The 15,998-nt window shown below is 72.0% G+C and carries 18 protein-coding genes; 13 read left to right on the top strand and 5 right to left on the bottom strand.

Translation table 11 applies throughout. The annotated features are described in order from the left end of the window. The first annotated feature begins 13 nt into the window (after positions 1-13). From kynU to ACS3YM_RS11620, 4 genes are read left to right on the top strand one after another with little or no spacing between them, the layout of a single operon-like run. Positions 14-1,219, top strand: a complete 1,206-nt coding sequence (kynU, locus tag ACS3YM_RS11635) for a kynureninase (protein WP_439939879.1) — start codon at positions 14-16, stop codon at positions 1,217-1,219. Next, complete coding sequence (locus ACS3YM_RS11630) at positions 1,216-1,980, top strand: GNAT family N-acetyltransferase (RefSeq protein WP_439936596.1); 765 nt, start codon at positions 1,216-1,218, stop codon at positions 1,978-1,980. Before kynU ends, ACS3YM_RS11630 begins: the two co-directional genes overlap by 4 nt. A 1-nt stretch (position 1,981) precedes the next feature. Further along, positions 1,982-2,398 carry a VOC family protein gene (locus tag ACS3YM_RS11625; RefSeq protein ID WP_439936595.1) on the top strand — a complete coding sequence of 139 codons (417 nt, stop codon included), beginning with the start codon at positions 1,982-1,984 and terminating at the stop codon, positions 2,396-2,398. Beyond that, positions 2,395-2,847: a deoxycytidylate deaminase gene (locus ACS3YM_RS11620; protein WP_439936594.1), complete on the top strand. Its 453-nt coding sequence runs from the start codon at positions 2,395-2,397 to the stop codon at positions 2,845-2,847. Before ACS3YM_RS11625 ends, ACS3YM_RS11620 begins: the two co-directional genes overlap by 4 nt. On the opposite strand, the gene ACS3YM_RS11615 is transcribed toward ACS3YM_RS11620, so the two are convergent. Then, a complete protein-coding gene (locus ACS3YM_RS11615; protein WP_439936593.1) occupies positions 2,848-3,297 on the bottom strand; it encodes a DUF6973 domain-containing protein in 450 nt (149 codons plus the stop codon). A gap of 25 nt (positions 3,298-3,322) precedes the next feature. On the opposite strand from ACS3YM_RS11615, the gene ACS3YM_RS11610 reads away from it, so the two are divergent. From ACS3YM_RS11610 to efeB, 7 genes are all read left to right on the top strand, one after another. Further along, entirely contained in the window at positions 3,323-4,342 is a 1,020-nt protein-coding gene (locus tag ACS3YM_RS11610) for a S66 family peptidase (protein ID WP_439936592.1), read from the top strand. A 64-nt stretch (positions 4,343-4,406) separates the two neighbouring features. Next, positions 4,407-5,093: a 4a-hydroxytetrahydrobiopterin dehydratase gene (locus ACS3YM_RS11605; RefSeq protein WP_439936591.1), complete on the top strand. Its 687-nt coding sequence runs from the start codon at positions 4,407-4,409 to the stop codon at positions 5,091-5,093. 227 nt (positions 5,094-5,320) lie between these two features. Then, on the top strand, positions 5,321-7,078 hold the full coding sequence (locus ACS3YM_RS11600) for an acetolactate synthase large subunit (RefSeq protein ID WP_439936590.1): 1,758 nt from the start codon (positions 5,321-5,323) through the stop codon (positions 7,076-7,078). Further along, positions 7,075-7,623 (top strand): acetolactate synthase small subunit, encoded by a 549-nt coding sequence (gene ilvN, locus ACS3YM_RS11595; RefSeq protein ID WP_439939878.1) that lies wholly within the window; start codon positions 7,075-7,077, stop codon positions 7,621-7,623. The genes ACS3YM_RS11600 and ilvN overlap by 4 nt, the downstream gene beginning before the upstream one ends. A 51-nt stretch (positions 7,624-7,674) precedes the next feature. After that, entirely contained in the window at positions 7,675-8,694 is a 1,020-nt protein-coding gene (gene ilvC, locus ACS3YM_RS11590; protein WP_439939877.1) for a ketol-acid reductoisomerase, read from the top strand. A gap of 160 nt (positions 8,695-8,854) precedes the next feature. Further along, entirely contained in the window at positions 8,855-9,706 is an 852-nt protein-coding gene (gene efeO, locus ACS3YM_RS11585) for an iron uptake system protein EfeO (protein ID WP_439936589.1), read from the top strand. Next, positions 9,703-10,950 (top strand): iron uptake transporter deferrochelatase/peroxidase subunit, encoded by a 1,248-nt coding sequence (efeB, locus tag ACS3YM_RS11580; protein ID WP_439936588.1) that lies wholly within the window; start codon positions 9,703-9,705, stop codon positions 10,948-10,950. The genes efeO and efeB overlap by 4 nt, the downstream gene beginning before the upstream one ends. Here the strand turns inward: efeB and ACS3YM_RS11575 are convergent. Further along, entirely contained in the window at positions 10,932-11,759 is an 828-nt protein-coding gene (locus tag ACS3YM_RS11575) for a hypothetical protein (RefSeq protein WP_439936587.1), read from the bottom strand. The two genes, efeB and ACS3YM_RS11575, sit on opposite strands and share 19 nt — an antisense overlap. A gap of 70 nt (positions 11,760-11,829) precedes the next feature. Here ACS3YM_RS11575 and ACS3YM_RS11570 point away from each other — a divergent pair, with 70 nt between their 5' ends. Both ACS3YM_RS11570 and ACS3YM_RS11565 read left to right on the top strand, forming a co-directional pair. Further along, positions 11,830-13,332, top strand: coding sequence for a purine-cytosine permease family protein (locus ACS3YM_RS11570; protein WP_439936586.1), 1,503 nt, complete (start codon positions 11,830-11,832; stop codon positions 13,330-13,332). Positions 13,333-13,354: 22 nt separating this feature from the next. Beyond that, entirely contained in the window at positions 13,355-14,059 is a 705-nt protein-coding gene (locus ACS3YM_RS11565; RefSeq protein WP_439936585.1) for a DsbA family oxidoreductase, read from the top strand. A gap of 4 nt (positions 14,060-14,063) precedes the next feature. On the opposite strand, the gene ACS3YM_RS11560 is transcribed toward ACS3YM_RS11565, so the two are convergent. The 3 genes from ACS3YM_RS11560 to ACS3YM_RS11550 are packed head-to-tail and all read right to left on the bottom strand — an operon-like array spanning position 14,064 to position 15,968. Beyond that, positions 14,064-14,636: a YdeI/OmpD-associated family protein gene (locus tag ACS3YM_RS11560; RefSeq protein ID WP_439936584.1), complete on the bottom strand. Its 573-nt coding sequence runs from the start codon at positions 14,634-14,636 to the stop codon at positions 14,064-14,066. Between the two features lie 19 nt (positions 14,637-14,655). Beyond that, the gene (locus ACS3YM_RS11555; protein WP_439936583.1) at positions 14,656-15,387 is read right to left on the bottom strand and encodes a hypothetical protein; all 732 of its coding nucleotides are present in this window, start codon (positions 15,385-15,387) and stop codon (positions 14,656-14,658) included. After that, positions 15,384-15,968, bottom strand: coding sequence for an RNA polymerase sigma factor (locus tag ACS3YM_RS11550; RefSeq protein WP_439936582.1), 585 nt, complete (start codon positions 15,966-15,968; stop codon positions 15,384-15,386). Before ACS3YM_RS11550 ends, ACS3YM_RS11555 begins: the two co-directional genes overlap by 4 nt. Positions 15,969-15,998 lie beyond the last annotated feature (30 nt).

The following is a 15,998-nucleotide window of genomic DNA, read 5'->3' as shown; positions in this document are numbered from 1 at the left end:
GGTTGCGCTCGTGATCCGCACATCAGCAGAGCTCGACGCCGCCGACCCCCTGGCCCGCTTCCGCGACCGGTTCGTCGGCGCGGAGACCGACCTCGTCTACTTCGACGGCAACTCCCTCGGCCGGCCCGTCGCCGCCGCCGCGGACCGCCTCACCGCGTTCGTCCAGCAGGACTGGGGCGGGCGCCTCATCCGCGGCTGGGACGAGCAGTGGATGGACCTCCCGACGACCCTGGGCGACGACCTTGCCCGGATCTGCCTCGGCGCCGCCCCCGGCCAGACCGCGGTCGGCGACTCGACGACCGTGTGGCTCTACAAGCTGATGCGCGCCGCGGTCGACCACGCCGCGCGCACCGACCCCGGTCGCAGCGAGATCGTCATCGACACCGACAACTTCCCGACCGACAGGTACGTCGCCGAGGGCATCGCCGCCGAGCGCGGGCTGACCCTGCGCTGGATCGAGGTCGACACCTCCGAGGGCGTCACCGCCGACCAGCTGCGCGCGGCGGTCGGCGAGCGCACTGCGCTGGTAGTCCTCAACCACGTGGCGTACCGCTCGGCCTGGCTCGCCGACGCCCCCGAGCTGACCCGCATCGCCCACGATGCCGGCGCGCTCGTGCTCTGGGACCTCTGCCACTCCGCGGGCGCGGTCCCGGTCGACCTCGACGCGTGGGACGCCGACCTCGCTGTCGGCTGCACCTACAAGTACCTCAACGGCGGCCCCGGCTCGCCCGCCTTCGGCTACGTCAACGCCCGCCTCCAGGGCGAGCTCACCCAGCCGATCCAGGGCTGGATGGGTCACGCCGACCCGTTCCTCATGGGCCCCGGCTACACGCCCGCCGCCGGCATCCGCCGCTTCATCTCCGGCACCCCGCCGATCCTCGGGATGGTCGCGATGCAGAGCATGCTCGAGCTGGTCGAGGAGGCCGGCATCGAGGCCATCCGCGCCAAGTCGATCGCCCTGACGTCGTACGCCGTCGAGCTCGCCGACGCGACCCTGCCCGAGGTCACCCTGGCCTCGCCGCGCGACCCGGCCCAGCGCGGCGGCCACGTCACGCTCCACCACGACCGGATGCGCGAGGTCACCGCCCGGCTCTGGGAGCGCGACGTGATCCCCGACTACCGCGACCCCGGCGGCCTGCGGATCGGCCTGTCACCTCTGTCGACGTCGTTCGACGAGGTCGAGCGCGGCATCGCCGCGGTCGCGGAGGCGCTGCGATGAGCCGGCCGGTGGGGGTGCGGCTCTCGGCGACCCGCACCCGGGACACCAACGACCACGGGCAGCGGATCGGTCGCCCCGTGGACTGGACGCCCGCAGCCGCGCCCGGGCCGGTGCTGCTCGAGGGCCGGGGCGTCCGGCTCGAACCGATCGGTCTCCAGCACCTGGACGACCTCTACGCCGCGGTCTGCAGGGAGGACGACGAGCAGCACTGGACGTACCTCTTCTGGGACCGCCCGCGCGACCGCGACGAGATGGCGGCCATCATCGAGCACGGCATGGCCGACCCCGGCCAGGTGATGTTCGCGATCGTGCCCGTCGAGACGGGCAGGGCGGCCGGGTTCTGCTCGCTGATGCGGATCGACCCGACGATGGGCTCCGTCGAGGTGGGCGGGATCATGCTCGGGCGCCAGCTCCAGCGCAGCCGCGCGGCAACCGAGGCGATGGCGCTGCTGATGCGCCACGTCTTCGACGACCTCGGCTACCGGCGCTACGAGTGGAAGTGCGACAGCCTGAACGCGCCGTCGCGCCGCGCGGCGATCCGGCTCGGCTTCATCTGGGAGGGCCGCTTCCGCAACGCCGTCGTCTACAAGGGCCGCAACCGCGACACCGACTGGTTCTCCATCACCGACCGCGAGTGGCCGCGGGTGCGCGCCGCGCTCGACGACTGGCTCGACGACGGCAACTTCGACGACGCGGGGCGCCAGCGCTCCCGCCTGGCCGCCCGCCCGCCGCAACCCGCGGCACCCGAGAAGGAGCAGTGAGATGGACCAGCGCGTCAGCTTCATCACCCTCGTCGTGACCGACCTCGACGTCACCCGCCGGTTCTACGTCGACGGCCTCGGCTGGGAGCCCGAGCTCGACGTGCCGGGCGAGGTGCTGATGTTCAGGGTCGCCGAGAAGGTCGTCCTCAGCCTCTGGGTCGAGGAGGGCTTCGTCGCGGAGGTCGGGCACGCGCCCGCGCGCGGTGGCGTGCCCCCGATCACCCTGTCCCACAACCTCGCCACCACCCAAGGCGTCGACACCGTCCTCGAGCAGGCCCGCGCCGCCGGCGCGACGCAGGTCGGCGAGGCGGTCGAGCGCGACTGGGGCGGTTACACCGGCTACTTCGCCGACCCGGACGGCTTCCGGTGGGAAGTGGCCTACAACCCCGGCGAGATCGGGCAGTCTGTGCTCCCGTGAGCACCACGACCCCGGAGTCGCCCGCGGTCCCCGGCTGGGACGACTACTTCCTCGGCATCGCCACGGCCGTCGCGGCGCGTGCCAAGTGCACCCGCCGGCGCGTCGGGGCGGTCCTGACGATCGACCACCGCATCATCGCGACCGGCTACAACGGTGCCGCCCCCGGCGAGGACGACTGCCTGATGGGCGCCTGCCCCCGCGGCCAGCTGGGGTACGACGCCGTGCCGGGGCTGGGCGACTACGACCGGCCCGGCACCGCGGGCTTCTGCATCGCGATCCACGCCGAGGTCAACGCGCTGCTGTTCGCGACCCGCGACACCAAGGGCGCCACCGCCTACATCACCGACCCGCCCTGCCCGGGCTGCCGCAAGGCCCTCGCAGCAGCCGGCGTCATGCGCGTGGTCTGGCCCGAGGGCGAGCACGACCGCGAGGGGCTCACCGCCTGGTGATCAGTGGTCCCTGACCCAGATCAGCTCGTCGGACTCCCACTTCTCCAGCGCGACCGGCACCAGCAGGGCCAGGGCGTCGGAGGTGGAGCCGGCCGTGAGGTCGCCCGCGTGCTCGGCGCCGTAGGTCCGGCCCACCGCGTTGTTGTGCTCGTCGACGCGGGAGTCCCTGCGGTTCGGCGTGCCCGTCTCCTGCGCCGAGGCGATCGTCTGGGCCGCCTGGACGCCGAAGCGTGCGGTGAGCAGGGCCTGCCACATGAAGTGGCGCATCGCGTTGGTGCGACCGGGCACGCCGCGGCCGTGGACGGCGGCGGACTGCAGGGCCGCCTGGGAGATCCGCAGCACCTGGGCGGCGCCACCCGGCCCGAGACCCGCCTTGAGCGCCGCCGCGTAGAGCCGCGGCACGCCCGTCGCGGAGTGGATGGCCTGCCCGAGGACGTCACCGAAACCCATGGACACAGGGTGTCAGACTTCGGCCATGGGCTCACCTGCGCTGCGCTTCCCGCGTCCGCTCCGTCCCGGCGACCGCATCGGGGTCACGTCGCCGTCGGCCGGAGCCTCGGGTGCGGCCGCGACGCGGATCGACTTCTGCGTGGACTGGCTGCGTGGTCGCGGGTACGACGTCGTGGTGGGGGAGTGCATGGACGGCACCGGCCTGACCTCCGCCCCCGCCGAGCAGCGGGCGGCCGAGCTCACCCGGATGCTGGTCGACCCCGACATCCACTGCGTCGTGCCGCCCTGGGGCGGGGAGACCGCGATCGACCTGGTCGACCTGCTCGACTGGGACGCCCTCGCGGACGCCGAGCCCACCTGGCTGGTCGGCTTCTCCGACCTCTCGACCGTCCTCGTGCCGATCACCACGCGACTCGGGTGGGCCACGGTCCATGGTGACAACCTCGCCGACACGCCGTACGCCGTCCCCGACGGGTTGCTCCACTGGCTCGACCTCGTCGGTGGTCCCGGCCCGTTCGTGCAGCGCGACTCCGGGCTGGTGGCCGGCTGGGTGGGCTTCGAGGAGGACCCCCGCGCGACGGAGTGGAAGCACGTCGGCACCAGCCGCTGGGAGGTGGAGGGCGGCGGCCCGCTCGACGTCTCCGGGCGGCTGATCGGCGGCTGCACCGAGACGATCGTCAACCTGGCCGGCACGCCGTACGGCGACGTGCGCGCGTGGGCGGAGGCGCTCGACGAGCCGACGATCGTCTACGTCGAGGCGTGCGAGGAGCACGCGGTCAGCATCTGCCGCTACCTGCACGCCCTGCGGCTGGCCGGGTGGTTCGACCGGGCGGCCGCCGTGCTCGTCGGCAGCACCGTCGCGCCTGACCACCCGGACCTCACCCAGCGCGGCGCCGTGCTCGACGCCCTCGGCCGTCTCGACCTGCCGATCGTCTGGGACCTCGAGATCGGGCACGTGCCACCGCACCTGCCGCTGGTCAACGGCGCCCTCGCGCACGTCGTGGTCGACGGGGACACCCGCGAGATCACCCAGTCCCTGGGCTGAGGCTCCCGCCACCCCCGGGGCACGGGGGTGGTCGCCGTCGGTGGCGCGTGGCAGGGTCGGAGCCATGAGCGAGTCCGTCACCGACCCGAAGCAGAAGCTGACCGCCGACGAGGTGCGCGAGGCGCCCGGCCTCGACGACTGGCGCCACCTCCTCACCGGCATCCGGGCACGGTTCCGCACAGGCGACTTCGCGACAGGCCTGGCGCTCGTCGACCGCATCGGAGCCGCTGCGGAGGAGGCCGACCACCACCCCGACATCTCGCTCACCTATCCCGAGGTGATCGTGACCCTGTCGAGCCACGACGTCGGGGGCATCACGAGTCGCGACCTCGACCTCGCGCGCACGATCAGCGGGTTCGCCGCCGAGGCGGGCGCCGCGGCCGACACCTCCGGGCTCACCCAGCTCGAGCCCGGGCTCGACACCACCGCGCCCGAGCGGCTCGGCGCGTTCTACGCCGCCCTGCTCGGGGGCGAGGTCGGCGACGGCGGGGAGCCGGTCGACCCGAGCGGCCAGGTGCCCGGGGTGTGGTTCCAGAAGGGGGAGAAGGGCGAGTCCGACCTGCCGGAGCAGGACCACGAGCAGCGCTGGCACTTCGACGTCTGGGTGCCGCACGACGAGGGGGAGCGGCGGCTGCGAGCCGTCCTCGACGCCGGCGGCCGGCTGGTCAGCGACGCGCAGGCCCCGAGCTTCTGGGTGGTGGAGGACGCCGACGGCAACCGGTCCTGCATCTGCACGCGACTGGGCCGCTGAGCGCGCCGCAGCAGCCACATGGCGAGACTCGCGTTCCAGATGCTGGGACGAGTGTCACACTTGCTTGACGCCGGACGGTCCCGGCGACGACGGTTGTCGCATGCGCACCGAGATTCTTGTACGCACGCGACGCGTGAGCTGAGGCCAGCCGGCCAACGCACGCGCGTCCCCCCTCGTCGCCCACCGGGCCGAGGGGTTTTTTGTTGGGCTCACACGGAAGAAGAACCATGACGGAGCAGGGCGGACAGAGCAGCGGGTCGGTCACGGGAGCCCAGAGCCTCGTGACCTCTCTGGAGGCTGCCGGCGTCACCGACATCTTCGGCATCCCGGGCGGCGCCATCCTCCCGGCCTACGACCCGCTGATGGACTCCACGCGGATCCGGCACATCCTGGTCCGCCACGAGCAGGGCGCCGGTCACGCCGCGCAGGGCTACGCCGCGGCGACCGGGCGGGTGGGCGTGTGCATGGCCACCTCCGGCCCGGGCGCGACCAACCTCGTCACCCCGCTGGCCGACGCGCACATGGACTCCGTGCCGCTCGTGGCCGTCACCGGGCAGGTGGGCGCCTCGATGATCGGCACCGACGCGTTCCAGGAGGCCGACATCCGCGGCATCACGATGCCGATCACCAAGCACAACTTCCTGGTCACCGACCCGGCCGACATCCCGCACACCATCGCCGAGGCGTTCCACATCGCCTCGACCGGTCGCCCGGGCCCGGTGCTCGTCGACGTGGCCAAGTCCGCGCTCCAGGCGCAGACGACGTTCTCCTGGCCGAGCGAGCTGCACCTGCCGGGCTACCGGCCCGTGACCACGCCGCACGCCAAGCAGATCAAGGAGGCGGTGCGCCTGATCAAGGACGCCCGCCGTCCGGTGCTCTACGTCGGTGGCGGCGTCATCCGCGCCGGCGCCTCCCGCGAGCTCGCGCAGCTGGCTGCCCTGACCGGCATCCCGGTGGTCACCACGCTGATGGCCCGCGGCGCCTTCCCCGACAGCCACCCGCAGCACCTCGGCATGCCCGGCATGCACGGCACGGTGGCCGCGGTGGCCGGGCTGCAGAAGAGCGACCTGATCATCAGCCTCGGCGCGCGCTTCGACGACCGGGTCACCGGCAACCTCGACTCCTTCGCCCCCAACGCGCTGGTCATCCACGCCGACATCGACCCGGCCGAGATCGGCAAGAACCGCCACGCCGACGTGCCGATCGTCGGGGACTGCAAGGAGGTCATCGCCCAGCTGGTGACGCTGCTGCAGGCCGAGGGCGCCGACGGCGACTACGAGGCGTGGGTCGCCTTCCTCGCCGGGGTCAAGAAGAGCTACCCGCTCGGCTACGACACCCCCTCAGACGGCTCGCTCGCGCCGCAGTACGTCCTCGAGCGGCTCGGCGCGATCGCCGGTCCGGAGGCGATCTACGTCGCGGGCGTCGGCCAGCACCAGATGTGGGCCGCGCACTTCGTCGGCTACGAGAAGCCCAACACCTGGATCAACTCCGGTGGGCTCGGCACGATGGGCTTCTCGGTGCCCGCGGCCATGGGCGCCAAGGTCGGAATGCCGGACAGCACCGTGTGGGCCGTCGACGGCGACGGCTGCTTCCAGATGACCAACCAGGAGCTCGCCACCTGCGCGATCAACGACATCCCGATCAAGGTCGCGATCATCAACAACGAGTCGCTCGGCATGGTGCGCCAGTGGCAGACGCTCTTCTACAACGAGCGCTACTCCAACACTGACCTGCACTCCAAGCGCATCCCCGACTTCGTCAAGCTCGCGGACGCCTACGGCTGCGTGGGCCTGGCGTGCGAGTCGCCCGACGCCGTCGACGCCACCATCGAGAAGGCGATGGCGATCGACGACCAGCCGGTCGTGGTCGACTTCCGCGTCCACCGCGACGCGATGGTGTGGCCGATGGTCGCCGCGGGCACCAGCAACGACGAGATCAAGTACGCGCGCGACCTCGCGCCCCAGTTCGACGAGGACGACATCTGATGAGCAAGCACACCCTGAGCGTCCTGGTGGAGAACAAGCCCGGCGTCCTCGCCCGGATCGCGGGCCTGTTCTCCCGTCGCGGCTTCAACATCGACAGCCTCGCCGTGGGCCCGACCGAGCACCCCGAGGTCTCGCGGATGACCATCGTGGTCAACGTCGAGGAGTCCCCGCTCGAGCAGGTCACCAAGCAGCTCAACAAGCTCGTCGAGGTCATCAAGATCGTCGAGCTCGACGGGCCGGGCTCGGTCAACCGCGAGCTGCTGCTCGTCAAGGTGCGTGCCGACGCGGGCAGCCGCGGCGCGGTGCTCGACGCCGTGCAGCTATTCCGGGCCAAGGTCGTCGACGTCTCGCCCGAGGCCGTCACCGTCCAGGCCGTCGGCAACGCCGACAAGCTCGCCGACCTGCTCCGGGTGCTCGAGCCCTTCGGCATCCGCGAGCTCGTGCAGTCGGGCATGGTCGCGATCGGACGCGGCTCGCGCTCGATCAGCGAGCGCCCGCAGCGCCCGGTCGCCGTACCCGCCCCCGTTTCCGCCATCGCCAACTGATCCACACCTGCACCACCCAACCCCGACGAAGGAGAGCCCCCAGTGGCTGAGATGTTCTACGACGACGACGCCGACCTGAGCCTGATCCAGGGCAAGAACGTCGCGGTGATCGGCTACGGCAGCCAGGGCCACGCCCACGCGCTGTCCCTGCGCGACTCCGGCGTCGACGTCCGGATCGGGCTGCAGCCCGGCTCCAAGAGCCGCGAGAAGGCCGAGGCCGAGGGCCTGCGCGTCCTCACCCCGCGCGAGGCGGCGGAGGAGTCCGACCTGATCGTGATCCTCGCCCCCGACCAGCACCAGCGGAAGCTCTACGCCGAGGAGATCGAGCCCGCGCTCACGCCCGGCGACACCCTGGTCTTCGGCCACGGCTTCAACATCCGCTTCGGCTACATCACCCCGCCCGACGGCGTCGACGTCTTCATGGTCGCCCCCAAGGGCCCCGGCCACCTCGTGCGTCGTGAGTACGTCGACGGGCGCGGCGTGCCGGTCCTGGTGGCAGTGGAGAAGGACGAGTCCGGCAAGGCCTGGGACCTCGCGCTGTCCTACGCCAAGGCCATCGGCGGCCTGCGTGCCGGCGGCATCAAGACCACCTTCACCGAGGAGACCGAGACCGACCTGTTCGGCGAGCAGGCCGTGCTCTGCGGCGGCGCCTCGCAGCTGGTGATGTACGGCTTCGAGGTGCTCACCGAGGCGGGCTACCAGCCCGAGGTGGCCTACTTCGAGTGCCTCCACGAGCTCAAGCTCATCGTCGACCTGATGTACGAGGGCGGCATCGCCAAGCAGCGCTGGTCGGTGTCCGACACCGCCGAGTTCGGCGACTACGTCTCCGGCCCCCGCGTCATCACCCCCGAGGTGAAGAAGAACATGGAGGCCGTGCTCGCCGACATCAAGAACGGCACGTTCGCCGAGCGCTTCATCACCGACATGGACAACGGCTCGCCGGAGTTCACCGAGTTCCGCAAGAAGGCCGAGGCGCACCCCATCGAGCAGACCGGCCGCGAGCTGCGCAAGCTCATGGCGTGGGTGAAGTCGCACGACACCGACTACGTCGAGGGCAGCTCGGCGCGCTGACCGCACCCCGCGCCACCCCTCGTACGGCGCGTCGGGCAGGACCACGCTCCTGCCCGGCGCGCCGTTCACGTCCCGCCTGGCGGACCCGGTGACAAAGGTAAGGCTTGCCTAAGTAATACTCCGGGGCATGATCTCGTCCCCGCCACGTCTCCTCGCCCCCATGGCATCCCTCGCCGCCACCGCGCTGCTCCTGACCGGCTGCGGCAGCGACTCCTCGCGCCCCGCCGACGCGGGGGCCGACCTCTACCCGGCCGCGGACCCGGGGCTGGTCGCCGAGGCCGAGCGGGACTACGCCGGCTTCGTCGCCGAGGAGGCCGACGCGTTGCTCGCGGGGACGATCCGCTTCGCGCACGCCGCGGCCGACGGGCAGGACGACCGGGCCCGTGCGCTCTACCCGCAGGTGCGCACCCACTGGGAGCGCATCGAGACGATCGCCGAGTCCTTCGGTGACCTCGACCCCCGGCTCGACGCCCGGGAGGCCGACCTCGCGGAGGGCGAGGAGTGGACGGGCTGGCACCGCCTGGAGAAGGACCTGTGGCCCGCCCGAGCGGAGGGGTACACCGCCCTCGCGGCCGCCGAGCGAGCGAGCCTGGCCGACCAGCTCGTCTCCGACACCCGTGAGCTCGTCTCCCGGATCGGCGGCCTGGACTTCTCGGTGACCGACATCGCCGACGGCTCGCGTGGGCTGCTGGAGGAGGTCGCGTCAGGAAAGGTGACCGGGGAGGAGGAGTACTGGTCGCGCACCGACCTCTTCGACTTCCAGGCCAACATCGACGGTGCGGTGCAGGGGTTCGAAGGCGTGCGCCCGATCGTCCGCGAGGCCGACCCCGAGCTCGCCGCGACGCTGGACCGTCGGTTCGCCGAGGTGCAGGACCTCCTCGACGAGCACCGCCGGGGCTCGGGGTTCGTCGGCTACGACGAGCTCGGCGCCGACCAGGTCAAGCAGCTGGCCGACGCGGTCAACGCCCTGTCCGAGCCGCTGGCCCACCTGTCGTCGGTCGTCTCGGCGTGACGGTCTCCCGCAGGTCGCTCATCGGGGGCGGCACCGCCCTGGTCGCCGGCGGGGTCGCCCTGGACCGCGGTGCGCGCGCCCTCGCGTCCCACGCTGCCGACGCCGACAGGACGTACGCCTTCCGTGGCGTGCACCAGTCCGGGATCACCACCCCGGCGCAGGACCGGCTGCACTTCGCCGCGTTCGACGTCACCACCGGCTCGCGCGACGAGCTGGTGGACCTGCTTCGGCGGTGGACGGTCGCGGCCGAGCAGATGACGCAGGGAAGGCCCGCCGGCGCCGGTGCGGTCGCCGGCGACGTGGACCTGCCGCCCGACGACACGGGGGAGGCGCTCGACCTACCGGCGAGCGGCCTGACGATCACCATCGGCTTCGGACCGAGCCTCTTCCGCGACGCCGACGGCCAGGACCGGTTCGGCCTCGCCGACCGGCAGCCCGGGGCGTTGCGCGACCTCCCGCACTTCCCGGGCGACGTCCTCGATCCTGCGCGGTCCGGTGGTGACGTGTGCGTCCAGGCGTGCGCCGACGACCCACAGGTCGCCGTGCACGCGATCCGCAACCTGGCCCGCATCGGGTTCGGCACGGTCTCCGTGCGGTGGTCGCAGCTCGGCTTCGGGCGCACGTCCACGACGTCGACGTCGCAGGCGACGCCCCGCAACCTCTTCGGGTTCAAGGACGGCACGGCCAACGTCAAGGCCGAGGAGGCGGCGGCGCTCGACGAGCACGTCTGGGTCGGCAGCGACGACAGCGAGAGTGCCGGCTGGCTGGCCGGCGGCTCCTACCTCGTGGCGCGGCGGATGGCGATGACCATCGAGGTCTGGGACCGTCAGCCGCTCGGCGACCAGGAGCGGTTCGTCGGCCGCACGAAGGGGACAGGCGCGCCGCTGTCGGGAGGCGAGGAGCTCACCGCCCCCCAGTTCGACAGGACGGACGTACGCGGCCAGCCCGTGATCCCGGTCGACGCCCACGTGCGCGTCGTGCACCCCGACCAGCACGACGGCGTACGCATGCTGCGCCGCGGCTACAACTTCGTCGACGGCTCCAACGCCCTCGGCGGTCTCGACGCGGGCCTGTTCTTCATCGCCTACGTCCGCGACCCCGACACCCACTTCACGCCCGTGCAGCTGGCGATGGCGAAGAACGACGCGCTCATGGAGTACCTCGAGGTGACGGGCTCGGCGCTCTTCGCGGTCCCTCCCGGCGCTGGGCCGGGGGAGCACGTCGGTCAGGCGCTGTTCGCCTGACCGCACGCCGATCGCCACAGCTCCCTCAAGCGCGCAAGCGTCTGCGGGCGCTCGAGCGGATCGGGCCGCGTCGCGAGCGCGGCCACCTCGCGGGCGGGATGGTCGGGATGTCCGCGGAGGAGGAGGAGCGTGATCATCCGGCCGAGGGTGAAGACGGTCGTCCGGGCGTCGATGGTGGCGCCGAGCTCGAGCTCCTCCGGAGCCATGAACCGGGTGGACCCGTGCAGCCGGCCGACCGTGTTGACGTACGACCCGCGCCGGTAGCACTCGAAGTCCATCACCGTGATGGTGCGGCTCGCGAAGTCGTACATCAGGCAGCCGTCGTAGAGGTCGCCTGCGAGCCCACCGGCGCCGTCGAGCCACACGTGCAGGTCGATCACCTGGTCGAGGGCCGCCGCGACCTCGTCGGCAGGGAGCCGCGCGAAGCGGTTGCCGGCCTCGCCGGGGTCGTCGCGGCGCTCCGCGGGACTGCGGAGCAGCTCCCCGGGGAACCACGCCGTGACCAGCACGATCCCGTCGTCGGCGCGGAGCACCCGCTCGACCGGGATGAGCGCCGGGTGGGCGACCGCGTGGGTGACCTCCGCGGAGCGGACCAGCGCCCGCGCCCTCTCGTCACGACTCGCGCCGCCCGCGCTGACCTGGTCGTCACCCGACGTCTTCACGAACCAGCGCCGTCCACCGGCGTCGACGACGCCGTAGGACACGTGGCCCGAGTCCTGGGTCCGTGTGTCGAAGCGCGCGAACTCCTGTCCGAGTCCGGCCACGACCTCACGTACGCCGCCCGGCGCGAGCTCGATCGGTGGGATCACCGGGCCATCGTGCCCGACCGCGCCTGCCCCGGTGCTGGCTACGGGACCACCGGTGCGCGACGATGCGGGCATGAGCGACACAACGTCCCCGAGCTCCGGCCTCGAGAAGACCCGCCGGCTCGGCGTCGAGACCACGGGCATCGAGATCATCGAGGAGTCCGAGCGCACCGCACAGCCGAAGGACCTGTTCTGGCCGTGGTTCGCGGCCAACGTCTCGGTCTTCGGCATCAGCTACGGCTCGTTCGTGCTGGGGTTCGGCATCTCCTTCTGGCAGGCGGCCATCGTCACCGTCGTCGGGATCGTCGTCTCGTTCGCGCTGTGCGGCATCATCGCGATCGCCGGCAAGCGCGGCTCCGCGCCGACGATGATCCTGAGCCGAGCGGCGTTCGGTGTCGACGGGCAGAAGGTCCCCGGCGTCGTGTCATGGCTGGTCTCCATCGGCTGGGAGACCTTTCTGGCGATCCTCGCCGTCCTCGCGACCGCCACGATCTTCGACCAGCTCGGCTGGTCCGGAGGCACGACGACCAAGGTCGTGGCGACGGTCGTGGTGGCCCTGATGATCGTGACGGCCAGCGTCGCTGGCTACCACATCATCATGCGGATGCAGTCCGTCCTGACATGGATCACCGGCATCGCCACCATCGTCTACGTCACCCTGACCCTCGACGAGATCGACTGGACGGCCGTGAGCGACCTCCCGAGCGGCAGCACCCAGCAGATGGTGGGAGCACTGGTCATGGTGATGACCGGGTTCGGACTGGGCTGGATCAACATCGCCGCGGACTGGTCGCGCTACCAGCACCGGGACGCGAGGGGAGCAGCGATCGTCGGGTGGAACACCGTCGGTGGAGCGGTCGCGCCGGTGCTGCTGGTGCTTTTCGGCCTGCTGCTCGCGGGATCGTCGGAGGACCTGTCGGCCGGCATCGTGGCCGACCCGATCGGCACCCTCGGCACGCTGCTGCCGACCTGGTTCCTCGTGCCGTTCCTGCTGACCGCGATCCTCGCCCTTGTCAGCGGCGCTGTGCTGGGGATCTACTCCAGTGGCCTCACGCTGCTCAGCCTCGGCGTCCGGATCCCGCGCCCCGCGGCGGCACTGCTCGACGGCATCATCCTGACGCTCGGCACCATCTACGTGGTCTTCTTCGCCACCAGCTTCCTCGAGCCCTTCCAGAGCTTCCTGATCACGCTCGGCGTGCCGCTGGCGGCGTGGGCGGGGATCATGATCGCCGACATCGCCCTGCGCCGGCGCGATTACGACGACGAGGCACTCTTCGACCGTTCCGGCCGCTACGGAGCCTTCGACTGGGTCTCGATCGGCACCATGGTCCTCGCCTCGGTGCTGGGCTGGGGCCTGGTCGTCAACAACTTCGCCACCTCGGCCACCTGGAACAACTGGCAGGGCTACCTCCTCGAGCCGCTGGGCCTCGGCACCTGGATGGAGGCCGACGGCTACTGGAACGGCAACTGGCCCTACGCCAACCTCGGCGTGCTGCTCGCCCTGGTGCTCGGCTTCGCCGTGACGTACGTCGCGCGCCGCCGCACGGTCCAGCGCCAGGAGTCGGGAACAGCCTGACCCGTCGCCACGTTGGGCCGACGTGAAGATCGAGATCTGGTCCGACGTCGTGTGTCCCTGGTGCTACATCGGCAAGCGCCGCATCGAGGGCGCGCTGGCCGAGTTCGCCCACGCCGACGAGGTCGAGGTGCACTGGCGCTCCTTCCAGCTCGACGCGGGTGCCCCCACCGAGCCCACCGAGGGCACCGCGACGATGCTGGCACGCAAGTACGGCCAGTCGCCCGAGGGCGCGAAGCAGATGCAGGACCGGGTCGAGGCCGTCGCGGCCGAGGAGGGGCTGGTCTACCGGCTCGCCGACACCCTCCACCTCAACACCGTGGACGCCCACCGGGTGATCCACCTCGCCCACCAGCAGGGCGGCATCGAGCTGCAGGGCCGGGTGAAGGAGGCGCTGCTGGAGGCGTACTTCACCCACGCCCGCAACGTCGCCGACCACCGGGTGCTGCGCGAGGTCGCCGACGCGACCGGTCTCGACCCCGCGCGCGTCGACGAGGTGCTGGGCTCGCGTGAGTTCGAGCAGGAGGTGTGGGCCGACATCGAGCAGGCGCAGGCCTACGGCGCGAGCGGAGTGCCGTTCTTCGTCATCGACCAGAAGTACGGCGTCTCGGGGGCGCAGCCCACCGAGGTCTTCACCCAGGTCATCGAGAAGGCCTGGTCGGAGGCGCACCCGAGGATCGAGGTCCTCGCCACCGGCGAGGAGTGCGGCCCCGACGGCTGCGCCATCTGAGGCCCTACTGGGACCTCTCCCCGCGCGCTGCCTTCTCGGCCGTCGTCTCGACGCGTACGGCCCTGGTGCCCGGCCGCTTGGCCATCACGATCCACGCCAGGATCATCTTCCGGGCCGACGGCGACCACGACTCCCAGTGCTCGCGCGCGCCCGGGTGGCGGTCGAACGCCTCGGCCAGGTCGCCGGGGACGACCAGGTCCTCGACCGGGTCCATGAGCGTCCACATCCCCGTCTCCACCGCGGCCGCGACCGCGGCCGCCCCGGCCGGCTCCATCAGCCCGGCCTCCTCGAGGCGGGCGATACGACCCTTGTTGATGCGGGTCCAGATGCTGCCCTTGCGACGCGGGGCGAACCACATCATCGAGCGCTCCTCGTCGACGGGCCTCACGGTCGAGTCGACCCAGCCGTAGCGCAGCGCCTCGAGCACAGACTGCTCGTAGGAGAACGGGCGCTGCGCTGCTGCGCGCGGGGCCACGAGCCACACGCCCTGCGGCTGCGCGTGGTGCTCGTGCAGCCACGCGCTCCACTCCTCGACGGTGGCCGGCTCGATCCGCTCGGCGTCGTCCATGGCGCCCATGGGCACATCGTAGGAAGCGTCAGTCGCGGTGGTCCTCGGAGTCGTCCCCGGCACCGCCCGAGTCGTCGGAGCTGTCACCGCTGCTGTCGCCGCTGCGTTCGTCGTCCTCACTCGCGTCGCCGTCGCGCTCACCGCTCCGGTCTTTCGTGCGGTCGTCGCGCTCTGCGGTGGAGTCGTCCTCACCCTCGCCGGAGTCAGAGTCGCCCGAGACGTCGGCCTCCTCGGCCTCCTCGGCCTCCTCGGGCCTCTCCGACTCCTCAGTGTCGCGGGACTGCTTCGGATCGTCCGGGCGAGACGGGTCGGGTGCGCCGGGCGTGCCGGGCGGGCTGACGTCGGTGTCGTCGGTGTCGTCGAGGTCGGCCGGGGCCTGGGGGAGCGGCGGGTCGTCGTCGCGTTCGTGGCGCGCCGGCACCCGCTGGTCGGGGTGGGGGACCTCGAAGGGGGTGAGTGTGTCGACCACGCGGGAGACGACTCGTTGGACGGGGGCGGGCAGCTGGTCGGCGGCTGCGGCGCCGACCCCGCCCGCGAGCACGCCGCTCGACACCAGGCCGATCACGACGGCGGAGGCGGTCCTGCTCCGCCGGGCGCGGGCGGGAGTGATCGGCGCGGCTCCCGCGAGCAGGGCTGTGAGCTCGGCCCCGGCAGCCGGTGCCGGCTGGTCGGCAACGGCCCTCAGCTCGGCCAGCAGGCCGGCGAGGGCGGGGTCGGCGAACGCGTCGTCCGGCCCGTCGTCCCGCATGTCGGTCGTCATACGTCCACCTCCTTCGCATCCCTCGGCCCAAGGCCCTCGTTGTCCATCAGTGCGCGCAGTGCGCCGAGCGCCTTCGCCTGCACCTTCTTCACCATGACCTCGCTACGCCCGATGGCAGCCGCGGTCTCGGCCATCGACAGCTCGCCGAGGACGCGCAGCAGGACCACGTCCCGCTGGTCGTCGGGCAGCAGGCCGAGGAGCTCGAGCGCCGTTTGCTCGCCGATCCGGTCGAGGGCCTGGTCCTCCGCGGAGGCGTGGGTCCGCCGGTCCCGGCCGGCGTCGTACTCGTCGAGGACCGGTTGTCGGCCGCGCCGCCGCAGCTCGTCGACCAGGAGCCCGCGCGCCACGGAGAAGCAGAGCGCCCGGAGGCCGCGGTAGCCGCCCGTGACCTCCGACAGTCGTGGCAGGACCCGGAGGAACACCTCGTTGGTCAGCCCTTCGGGATCCTCCGATCCCCGGATGCGGAGGAAGCCACACACCCGGGGGGACAGCGCCTCGTAGATCGCCCGCAGCGCGGCCGGCTCGCCGCGCGAAGCCGCGGTCACCGCCGACTCGAGGTCCTCCGACACGAGATCGCCCATCAGCAGCATCGTAGGGCCGGTGACGTGGGG

Origin of the sequence: Nocardioides sp. N13(2025), from assembly GCF_051912545.1 — a bacterium.
Lineage (GTDB): Bacteria > Actinomycetota > Actinomycetes > Propionibacteriales > Nocardioidaceae > Nocardioides.
The sequence above is the reverse complement of the archived record's forward strand: the minus strand, read 5'-3'. Positions and strand labels throughout refer to the sequence as shown.

Bases quoted from the DNA above. Each gene is read 5' to 3' on its own strand.
- ACS3YM_RS11560 (WP_439936584.1), bottom strand. From the start codon at position 14,636: ATGGGCGCCATGGACGACGCCGAGCGGATCGAGCCGGCCACCGTCGAG.
- ACS3YM_RS11600 (WP_439936590.1), top strand. From the start codon at position 5,321: ATGACGGAGCAGGGCGGACAGAGCAGCGGGTCGGTCACGGGAGCCCAG.
- ACS3YM_RS11630 (WP_439936596.1), top strand. From the start codon at position 1,216: ATGAGCCGGCCGGTGGGGGTGCGGCTCTCGGCGACCCGCACCCGGGAC.
- ACS3YM_RS11625 (WP_439936595.1), top strand. From the start codon at position 1,982: ATGGACCAGCGCGTCAGCTTCATCACCCTCGTCGTGACCGACCTCGAC.
- ACS3YM_RS11550 (WP_439936582.1), bottom strand. From the start codon at position 15,968: ATGGGCGATCTCGTGTCGGAGGACCTCGAGTCGGCGGTGACCGCGGCT.
- ACS3YM_RS11610 (WP_439936592.1), top strand. From the start codon at position 3,323: ATGGGCTCACCTGCGCTGCGCTTCCCGCGTCCGCTCCGTCCCGGCGAC.
- ACS3YM_RS11555 (WP_439936583.1), bottom strand. From the start codon at position 15,387: ATGACGACCGACATGCGGGACGACGGGCCGGACGACGCGTTCGCCGAC.
- ilvC (WP_439939877.1), top strand. From the start codon at position 7,675: ATGTTCTACGACGACGACGCCGACCTGAGCCTGATCCAGGGCAAGAAC.
- efeO (WP_439936589.1), top strand. From the start codon at position 8,855: ATGGCATCCCTCGCCGCCACCGCGCTGCTCCTGACCGGCTGCGGCAGC.
- ACS3YM_RS11605 (WP_439936591.1), top strand. From the start codon at position 4,407: ATGAGCGAGTCCGTCACCGACCCGAAGCAGAAGCTGACCGCCGACGAG.
- ACS3YM_RS11570 (WP_439936586.1), top strand. From the start codon at position 11,830: ATGAGCGACACAACGTCCCCGAGCTCCGGCCTCGAGAAGACCCGCCGG.
- ACS3YM_RS11615 (WP_439936593.1), bottom strand. From the start codon at position 3,297: ATGGGTTTCGGTGACGTCCTCGGGCAGGCCATCCACTCCGCGACGGGC.